8 protein-coding genes and 1 riboswitch are annotated in these 9,558 nt (G+C 69.9%); all 8 genes read left to right on the forward strand.

Annotated features, from left to right (window positions below; all coding sequences use genetic code 11):
* Window positions 1-106 precede the first annotated feature (106 nt).
* Window positions 107-210: riboswitch (glycine riboswitch) on the reverse strand.
* A 185-nt stretch (window positions 211-395) separates the two neighbouring features.
* The 8 genes from ACFTXQ_RS14230 (at window position 396) to ACFTXQ_RS14265 (ending at window position 9,469) form a co-directional block, all read left to right on the forward strand.
* Window positions 396-1,064: an AAA family ATPase gene (locus ACFTXQ_RS14230; RefSeq protein WP_382640085.1), complete on the forward strand. Its 669-nt coding sequence runs from the start codon at window positions 396-398 to the stop codon at window positions 1,062-1,064.
* Between the two features lie 228 nt (window positions 1,065-1,292).
* Window positions 1,293-2,036, forward strand: a complete 744-nt coding sequence (locus ACFTXQ_RS14235; protein WP_382640088.1) for an enhanced serine sensitivity protein SseB — start codon at window positions 1,293-1,295, stop codon at window positions 2,034-2,036.
* 55 nt (window positions 2,037-2,091) lie between these two features.
* Entirely contained in the window at window positions 2,092-2,832 is a 741-nt protein-coding gene (locus ACFTXQ_RS14240; protein WP_382640091.1) for an enhanced serine sensitivity protein SseB C-terminal domain-containing protein, read from the forward strand.
* Window positions 2,833-3,265: 433 nt separating this feature from the next.
* Entirely contained in the window at window positions 3,266-4,261 is a 996-nt protein-coding gene (locus ACFTXQ_RS14245; protein ID WP_382640094.1) for an ABC transporter permease, read from the forward strand.
* An 82-nt stretch (window positions 4,262-4,343) separates the two neighbouring features.
* A complete protein-coding gene (locus ACFTXQ_RS14250) occupies window positions 4,344-6,119 on the forward strand; it encodes an ABC transporter substrate-binding protein (RefSeq protein ID WP_382640096.1) in 1,776 nt (591 codons plus the stop codon).
* 145 nt (window positions 6,120-6,264) lie between these two features.
* A complete protein-coding gene (locus ACFTXQ_RS14255) occupies window positions 6,265-7,263 on the forward strand; it encodes an ABC transporter permease (protein WP_382640099.1) in 999 nt (332 codons plus the stop codon).
* Complete coding sequence (locus ACFTXQ_RS14260) at window positions 7,260-8,354, forward strand: ABC transporter ATP-binding protein (RefSeq protein ID WP_382640102.1); 1,095 nt, start codon at window positions 7,260-7,262, stop codon at window positions 8,352-8,354. The genes ACFTXQ_RS14255 and ACFTXQ_RS14260 overlap by 4 nt, the downstream gene beginning before the upstream one ends.
* Window positions 8,351-9,469 (forward strand): ABC transporter ATP-binding protein, encoded by a 1,119-nt coding sequence (locus ACFTXQ_RS14265; RefSeq protein ID WP_382640105.1) that lies wholly within the window; start codon window positions 8,351-8,353, stop codon window positions 9,467-9,469. The genes ACFTXQ_RS14260 and ACFTXQ_RS14265 overlap by 4 nt, the downstream gene beginning before the upstream one ends.
* Window positions 9,470-9,558: the final 89 nt, after the last annotated feature.

Raw genomic sequence — 9,558 nt, forward strand, 5'->3', positions numbered from 1 at the left:
ATCGGAACCTGAGAGGTTCGCCGAGAGTGCCCCCGATCAGACAGGGGTACCCGGCTTGCACCTTGGGTGGAGCCGCCGCGTCGCGGAGCTCGCTTTTCAGATCTGCCTCATCCACGCGGTACGGGGCCTGAGAGATTCAAGGGAGGTTCTTGCTCCTTCGGCGCCCGCGCACGGCCTTGCGGCGTGCCGGGACTCTCCCGCGCGGATTCAAGCGGCCGGTATGCAGTTGGTCCAGATGGCGCACATCATTGCACGCCACCGCGGTGATCGGGTGTGGGGGTCCGAAGGTTCGTGCGGTTCTCAAGGGGCGGACCGGAACCGGGGCCGCCGGATTACCGTCTCTTTACACTCAGTGGGCAAGGGTCCTGGGACCCGATTCGGGGGAGGCGAGCACTGTGCGGAGATTCGGAGTGGTGGCGACGGCGGCGGGGCCGGTGCCGGTGCAGCGGGGTGCGGGTGCGGGGCCGCGGGTCCGGCGGGAGCCGGCCGGGCCGGTGCGGGACCTGCGCGGGCCGGGGGTGCGGGGGCCGCAGCGGCTGGGCTTCGCCCCGGGGGACATCGTGGTGGTGTCCGGCCTGCCGGGCGGCGGCAAGAGCACGCTGATCAAGCGGGCGGCGGCTGAGGGCGGGGCCATCGACTCCCAGGACACCCGCGAGCGCTGGGAGCGCCGGATGCCGGCGGCGCTCCCCTATGCCGTCTACCGCCCGCTGGTCCGCGCCGCGCACTACTGGGGGCTGTGGCGGACCCTGCGCTCCGGTGCCTCGGTCGTCGTCCACGACTGCGGTACGCAGAGCTGGGTACGGAACTGGATGGCGGCGGCGGCGCGCCGCCGGGGCCGTTCGCTGCACCTGCTCCTGCTGGACACCAGCCCCGAGGAGGCCCTGGCCGGCCAGGCGGCCCGTGGCCGCGGGGTCTCGTCCTACGCGTTCGCCCGCCACCGCGGTGCGGTGACCCGCCTCCTGCGCGACGCGGAATCGGGCCGCCCGCCGGCCGGCTGCGCCTCGGCCACCCTCCTGGACCGCCGCTCGGCCGCCGCGGTCACCCGCATCGCGTTCCACCCGTAGCCGCACTGGGCGGGGCACCTCAGCCCAAATCCAGCCCCTCCGGCGTTTGAGGAGCGGGGTGCGGGGCGGAGCCCCGGTCTTGTAGCCGCACCTGTGCACTCGGGCGGGCCAAATCAAGCCCCGCCGGCGTTTGAGGCGCGGGGTCTGGGGCGGAGCCCCAGGGAGCGGCGCCGTACCCGGGCCGATAGCCTCTCCACCGACATCGGCGGGATACGAAGGCAGGGGCACATGCGGGGCAGCGGCTGGCCGGGGAATGAGCTGGAGCAGGTGCTCGGGGCGGCGCTCGGGCAGCCGGACGCCGGGGCGCGGATCCTGGAGGTCCTCGGGCGGAGCCAGGTGTGGGTGCCCCTGCCCGCCGGCGGCGGCTCCGAGCAGGGCGGCACCGAGGGCCTCACCCTGCCGACCATGGAGATCGGCGGCGCGGCGTACGTCCCGGTGTACAGCTCCGAGGCCCAGTTCCACGCCTGCGCGGGCCCCGGCATGGACTTCGCCGTGGCCCCCGCCGTCGAGTTCGCCCGCGGCCTGCCCCCGCAGCTCGGCATCGCGCTCAACCCCGAGGGCGCCGTCGGCGTCCCGCTCCCCCCGCCCGCCGTGGCGGAGCTGTGCCGCACCGGCCGGACCCCCCTCGACGGCGCCGCCACCGGCGGCCGCGTGCGGCTCTACGAACCCGACTGGCAGGACGACCCGGTGGACTTCCTGGCCGCCGCCGCCGAGGAGTTCCGCGCCACCGGCGTGGTCGCCGCCGCCCACCGCTGCCTCGCCAGCGTCGAGGGAGGGGACCCGGAACTGTTCATCGGTGTCCGCCTGCTGGGATGGGAGCCCGAGATGCGGAACGCCCCGATGGACGCCCTCGGCCGGGCCCTGACCCGCGTTCCGCCGCCGTGGCCCGTGCAGTTGATCCTCCTCGACGCCGCCCAGGACCCGGTCACGGAGTGGATTCGTGAGCGCGTACGCCCCTTCTACCTCGCGTAGCGCCGCTTAAGCTGTTGGTACGTGTGGACGACGGGCGGACGAAGAGGGGTACCGGGTGAGTGCGTCAGGCACGGCCGCGGCCGGGCAGGTCGAGCACATGCTGCGCCAGGTGACTCCGGGGCGCTATGAAGGCTACGAGTCGCTTCTGCACGCCCTCGCCGAGGGCCGCCTGTGGATGCTCCTCTGGCAGGGGCGGCCGGGTTCCCCGGACGCCCAGTACGGCGGCATGGAGGTCGAGGGGCTCGGCTACGCCCCCTGCGTGACCTCCCCGCAGGAGCTGGCCGCCAGCGGCTGGAACCGCGAGTGCGAGGTCGTCACCGGGCGGGACATCGCCCGCGCGCTCTACCCCGACCGCTGGGGGCTGTGGCTCAACCCGCACGCCCAGGGCGGCGGCCTCGGCGTCCCGTGGGCCGACCTGCGCCGCATCGCGACCGGCCTGGACCGGATGCCGGCCGGCCCGCTGCGGCTCTCCGAGCCCGCCATCGAGCTCCCGCAGTTCTACGGGCTGCTGACCCAGCACGCCCACCGCACCCCGGCCGTCCGGTCGCTGCGCCGCGCGTGGGTGCAGCCCGCGCTCGGCTCCCCGTACCTCGCGGTCGGGCTCGACCTGTACGACGCCTCCGCGCCCGCGCTGGAATCCGTACGGGAGATGATGCGGCAGTCCGTCGGCGTGGTCCCCGAGGGCGTCCCCGTGTGCACGGTCGCCCTGGCGGACGAGCACGACCCCGTGGCGATGTGGCTGCGTTCGCAGACCCGGCCGTTCTACGACCGCGAGGGCCAGGTCCCGGCCTACTGACCGGCCCCCGCGGGCAGATCCACATACTGAGACATTCATCTCGAAGGCCGCACCGGCCCCACCGGTGCGGCCTTCGGCATATCCGCCGAATCCACCCAAGATCCATGCCTGATATGGCAGTTGGCCCGGATGTCCGTTGCGCGCCGAAGGGGCCCTGTTTCACCGCTCACCAGAGCGCGTGGTTCGGATAACGGAAGGTGTAGGCGCAGATCACGGTTGCGCATCACATCCCCGGCAGGTCTGGCGGGCGATCGAGAGGCCGTTGAAGACTCCCCCCACCGAAGGCCGGTCAATCCCGCAATCACCAGCTCTTCACGTGCACTTCAGGCGCATTTCGCGCCAATCGCAGCATCTAGCGACGCCGAAAGAACCAAAGCCGCCACAGCGGCGGGCATGGGCCGGCCACCGTCGGCCGAGAGGGGTCCCCACCACGATGACGGCACCACTGCACGACACCAGCGCGGCCGAGCCCGCAGCCGTGGCCGCCCCCGACGTTCCGCAGAAGGCGATCGAGGGGCGCTCGCCGTGGCAGATCGCCTGGCTGCGCCTCAAGCGTGACAAGGTCGCCCTGGCCGGCGGTGTCGTCGTGCTCCTCCTGATCCTCGTCGCGATCTTCGCGCCGCTGATCGTCAAGGCCTTCGGCCACCCGCCGGAGGAACTGCACGAGGACCTGCTGGACCCGCTGCTCGGCCTGCCGGCCGGCGACTGGGGCGGCATGAACGGCGACTTCCTGCTGGGCATCGAGCCGGTCAACGGCCGCGACGTCTTCAGCCGGATCGTCTACGGCGCCCGGATCTCGCTGCTGGTGGCCTTCCTGTCCGCCTTCGTGGCGGTCTCGCTGGGCACCTTCTTCGGCATCATCGCCGGCTACTTCGGCGGCTGGATCGACGCGGCCATCAGCCGCGTCATGGACCTCCTGCTGGCCTTCCCGCAGCTGCTGTTCATCATCGCGCTGATCTCCGTCATCCCCAGCAAGCTGTGGGGCTTCGAGGGATCGGGCCTGCGCATCGCCGTACTGGTGCTGGTCATCGGCTTCTTCGGCTGGCCGTACATCGGCCGCATCGTCCGCGGGCAGACCCTGTCGCTGCGCGAACGCGAGTACGTCGAAGCGGCGCGCAGCCTCGGCGCGGGCCGCATGTACATCCTCTTCCGCGAACTGCTCCCGAACCTGGTGGCGCCCATCACCGTCTACTCGACGCTGATGATCCCCACCAACGTGCTGACCGAGGCCGCCCTGAGCTTCCTCGGAGTCGGCGTCAAGCCGCCCACGCCGTCCTGGGGAGAGACCCTCTCCACGGCCGTGCGGACCTACGAGGACGATCCGCTCTTCATGATCTTCCCCGGCGTAGCGATCTTCATCACCGTGCTGGCCTTCAACCTCTTCGGCGACGGCGTCCGTGACGCCCTCGACCCGAAGGGCTCCCGCTAGCCATCGCAGGGCACACCAGGAACCGGCTTCGAGCCGTAAGCACACCGGAACACCGGTACTACAACGGAGGGTTGCGAGCATCGTGACTACCCATCGCACGTCGAAGCGCAGACTGGCCGCCGGCACCGCCGTCGTGCTCGCGGCCATGCTGACCGCGACCGCCTGTGGCGGCAACGACAAGAACGACGAGAAGACGGGTGCCTCGGGCGGTTTCAACGCCGGCATAGGCAAGGTCGCCAACGCGTCGGACAAGAAGGGCGGCGAGCTCAAGTTCGTCGGCACCCAGGAAGCCGACTCGTGGGACCCGCAGCGCGGCTACTACGGCTTCGTGTGGGACTTCCAGCGCTACTACACGCGTCAGCTGGTCAGCTACAAGGCGGCCCCGGGTGAGCAGAGCACCGACCTGGTGCCCGACCTCGCCACCGCGAAGGCCGAGATCAGCGATGGCGGCAAGACGTACAAGTACACCCTCAAGGACAACGTGACCTGGGAGGACGGCACCCCCGTCACCGCCCAGGACGTGAAGTACGGCATCGAGCGCACCTGGGCCCAGGACGTCATCTCCGGCGGCCCGGTCTACCTGATGCAGGTCCTCGACCCGAAGACCGAGTACCCGGGCCCGTACAAGGACACCGCCCCGGACAAGCTCGGCCTCAAGGCGATCGAGACCCCGGACGCGAAGACCATCATCTTCAAGCTCCCCGCGCCCAACGGTGACTTCGAGCAGATGCTGGCCATGCCGGCGGCGAGCCCGGTCAAGCAGGACAAGGACACCGCGGCCAAGTACGGCCTGAAGCCCTTCTCCAGCGGCCCGTACAAGATTGACTCGTACGAGCCGAACAAGAGCATGAAGCTCTCGCGCAACGAGAACTGGAAGCCCGAGTCGGACACCATCCGCAAGGCGCTCCCGGACTCCATCTCGGTCACGTTCATGGCGAACGCGGACGACATGGACAAGCGCCTGATGAACGGCGAGTTCGACCTCGACATCAACGCGACCGGCATCGGCCAGGCGGCCCGCGCCACCGCGCTGAAGGACCACAAGGCGAACCTGGACAACGGCCAGACCGGCTTCATCCGGTACGCCGTCATGCCGACGACCGTCGCCCCGTTCGACAACGTCGAGTGCCGCAAGGCCGTCATCTACGGTGCCGACCACAAGTCCCTGCAGACCGCCCGCGGCGGCCCGCAGGCCGGTGGCGACATCGCCCCCAACATGCTCCCGCTGGGCATCAAGGGCTCGGACGGCAGCTACGACCCGTACGGCGTCCTGAAGAACGACGGCAAGCCGGACGTGGAGAAGGCCAAGGCCGCCCTGAAGGCCTGTGGCAAGGAGGGCGGCTTCAAGACCACCATCGCCGTCCGCAACAACAAGCCGGTCGAGGTCGCCACGGCCGTCTCGCTCCAGAACGCCCTGAAGCAGGTCGGCATCGAGGCCGACGTCGACCAGTTCGACGGCGCCCAGACCTCCGGCATCATCGGTTCGCCGAAGGTCGTCAAGGAGAAGGGCTACGGCATCATCATCATGGGCTGGGGCGCCGACTTCCCGACCGGGCAGGGCTTCTCCCAGCCGCTGGTCGACGGCCGCTTCATCCTGCAGAGCGGTAACAACAACTTCTCCGAGCTGAACGACCCGGCGATCAACGGCCTGTTCGACAAGGCCATCGCCGAGACCGACCCGGCCAAGGCCGGCGACATCTACAAGCAGATGAACCAGAAGGTCTCCGAGGCCGCCGTCTACCTGCCCTTCGTCTACGACAAGACGATCACGTGGCGCAGCGACCGGCTGACGAACGCCTACACCTCCGACGCCTACAACGGCCGCTACGACTACGCGTCGCTCGGCGTCACCAAGTAGTAGTCCGTCAGACCCGGTTCAGTTCCACTTTCCAGTGTTCCAGTGCCACACCCGCTAGGCACGAAGGGCAGGTGATGGCCGCGGTTACGGCTTGGGGGCGCTCTCCAGAAGGGGGCGCCCCCGGGCCGCAGCCAGGCCGAGCGCAGTGCTTGCATATCTCATCCGACGGATCTTCGCCGTCATCGTCATGCTGTTGGTCATCTGTCTGGTGACCTTCGGAATCTTCTTCCTCTTCCCGAAGCTGATCGGGACGGACCCGGCCCTGTACTTCGTCGGGAAGCAGTCCGACCCCGCCGCCATCGAGGGCATCCGGCAGAAGATGGGTCTCGACGACCCGATCCTCGTCCAGTTCGGCAAGTTCATCGTCGGGCTGGTGGCGGGTCGCACGTACGCCAACGGCTCCGACGTCACGCAATGCGCCGCGCCCTGCTTCGGCTACTCCTTCAAGACCGAGCAGGAGGTCTGGCCGCTGCTGCTCGACTGGCTCCCGGTCACCCTCTCGCTCGCGGCGGGCGCCGTCGTGCTCTGGGTCATCGGCGGCGTCGCCACCGGCGTCGTCTCCGCCCTCAAGCGCGGTTCGGTCCTGGACCGTTCGGCGATGGGCGTCGCCCTGGCCGGCGTCTCCCTCCCCATCTACTTCACGGGCATGCTCTTCATCGCCTTCTTCTCCGACCAGCTCGGCTGGTTCGGGCGGCCGGAGGCGACCTTCGCCGACGACCCGGGCAAGTGGTTCAACGGCATGATCCTTCCGTGGGTCTCGCTCGCCTTCCTCTACGCGGCGATGTACGCGCGGCTCACCCGCGCGACCATGCTCGAAGTCCTCAACGAGGACTACATCCGCACGGCCCGCGCCAAGGGCCTGACGGAACCGGTCGTCATCGGCAAGCACGCCATGCGCTCGACGATGACCCCGATCCTGACCGTGCTGGGCCTGGACCTCGGCGCCCTGATGGGCGGCGCGGTGCTGACCGAGTCCACCTTCTCGCTGCACGGCCTCGGCTACAGCGCGGTCCGCGCCATCAGCGACCACGACCTGCCGGTCATCCTGGGCATCACGCTGATCTCCGCCTTCTTCGTCGTAGCCGCGAACCTCATCGTTGACCTCATGTACGCGGTGATCGACCCCCGAGTGAGGCTGTCATGACCGATCTCACCAAGACCGGAGCTCTCAACGAGCCCGTCGGCGCCGGGCAGCCCTCCAGCGCCTTCCTCGAAGTCCGCGACCTCAAGGTGCACTTCCCGACCGAGGACGGACTCGTCAAATCGGTCGACGGGCTCTCCTTCACGCTGGAGAAGGGCAAGACCCTCGGCATCGTGGGCGAGTCCGGCTCCGGCAAGTCGGTCACCTCGCTGGGCATCATGGGCCTGCACCGCGTCGGCCAGTACGGCCGCCAGCGGGCCCGGATCTCCGGCGAGATCTGGCTGAACGGCAAGGAGCTGCTCTCCGCCGACGAGGACGAGGTGCGCAGGCTCCGCGGCCGGGAGATCGCGATGATCTTCCAGGACCCGCTGTCCGCGATGCACCCGTACTTCACCGTCGGCAAGCAGATCGCCGAGGCGTACCGGGTCCACCACAAGGTCGACAAGAAGGCCGCGCGCACGCGGGCCGTCGAGCTCCTGGACCGCGTGGGCATCCCCGAGCCGCACAAGCGGGTCGACAGCTACCCGCACGAGTTCTCCGGCGGCATGCGCCAGCGCGCGATGATCGCGATGGCGCTGGTCAACAACCCCGAACTGCTCATCGCGGACGAGCCGACCACCGCCCTGGACGTCACCGTCCAGGCCCAGATCCTCGACCTCATCCGGGATCTCCAGCAGGAGTTCGGCTCCGCCGTCATCATGATCACGCACGACCTCGGCGTCGTCGCCGAGATGGCCGACGACCTCCTCGTGATGTACGGCGGCCGGTGCGTGGAGCGGGGCTCCGCAGAGAAGGTCTTCTACGAGCCCCGGCACCCCTACACCTGGGGCCTGCTGGGCTCGATGCCGCGCATCGACCGCGACCAGACCGAGCGCCTCATCCCGGTCAAGGGTTCGCCGCCCAGCCTCATCAACATCCCGAGCGGCTGTGCGTTCAACCCGCGGTGCCCGTACGCCGACGTACCCAAGGGCAACGTGACCCGCACGGTGCGGCCGGAGCTCACGGAGGACGGCAGCCGCCACTGGTCCGCCTGCCACATGTCGCAGGAGGAGCGGACCCGGATCTGGACCGAAGAGATTGCGCCGAAGCTGTGACCGACACGCCTGAGACCAAGAAGACGGAAGCAGCCGCCATCCCCGCGCAGGCCGCGGGCTCTCCCGAGCCCGAGCTGCTGCTGAAGGTGACGGGCCTGACGAAGCACTTCCCGATCACCAAGGGGCTGCTGAAGCGCCAGGCGGGCGCGGTCAAGGCCGTCGACGGCATCGACTTCGACGTCCGGCGCGGTGAGACCCTCGGCATCGTCGGCGAGTCCGGCTGCGGCAAGTCGACGATGGGCCGGCTGATCACGCGGCTGCTCGAACCGACCGGCGGAACCGTCGAGTTCGAGGGCACGGACATCACGCACCTCGGCGTCGCCGGGATGCGGCCGATGCGCCGCGACATCCAGATGATCTTCCAGGACCCGTACGGCTCGCTGAACCCGCGCCACACGGTCGGCACGATCGTCAGCGCGCCGTTCAAGCTGCAGGGCGTGGAGCCGGAGGGCGGCCTCAAGGCGGAGGTGCAGCGGCTCCTCTCCCTGGTGGGCCTCAACCCGGAGCACTACAACCGCTACCCGCACGAGTTCTCGGGCGGCCAGCGCCAGCGCATAGGCATCGCCCGTGCGCTGGCCCTCAAGCCCAAGCTGGTCGTGGCCGACGAGCCCGTCTCCGCCCTGGACGTCTCCATCCAGGCCCAGGTGGTCAACCTGCTGGACGACCTCCAGGAGGAGCTCGGCCTCACGTACGTGATCATCGCGCACGACCTGTCGGTCATCCGGCACGTCTCGGACCGCATCGCGGTGATGTACCTCGGCAAGATCGTCGAGCTGGCCGACCGCAAGTCGCTGTACGAGGCGCCGATGCACCCGTACACGACGGCCCTGATGTCGGCCGTACCGGTGCCGGACCCGCGGCGGCGCGGTGCCAAGAGCGGCCGCATCCTGCTCAAGGGCGACGTGCCGTCCCCGATCTCGCCGCCGAGCGGCTGCCGCTTCCACACGCGGTGCTGGAAGGCGACGCAGATCTGCACGACGCAGGAACCGCCGCTGCTGGCGCTCAAGACGGGCCACCAGGTGGCCTGTCACCACCCGGAGAACGCCCCCGACCAGGCCCCGGGCGACCAGCCCCTGCCGGGCGCGGCGGACGCGGTGGCCACGGTTTCGGAGTAGCGGCCGAAACGCCGACGGGGCCGGGCGACCCCCGGCCCCGTCGGCATGCCCGGCCCAAATCCAGCCCCGCCGGCGTTTGAGGCGCGGGG

This window comes from Streptomyces sp. NPDC057010, assembly GCF_042673805.1.
Taxonomy (GTDB): domain Bacteria; phylum Actinomycetota; class Actinomycetes; order Streptomycetales; family Streptomycetaceae; genus Streptomyces.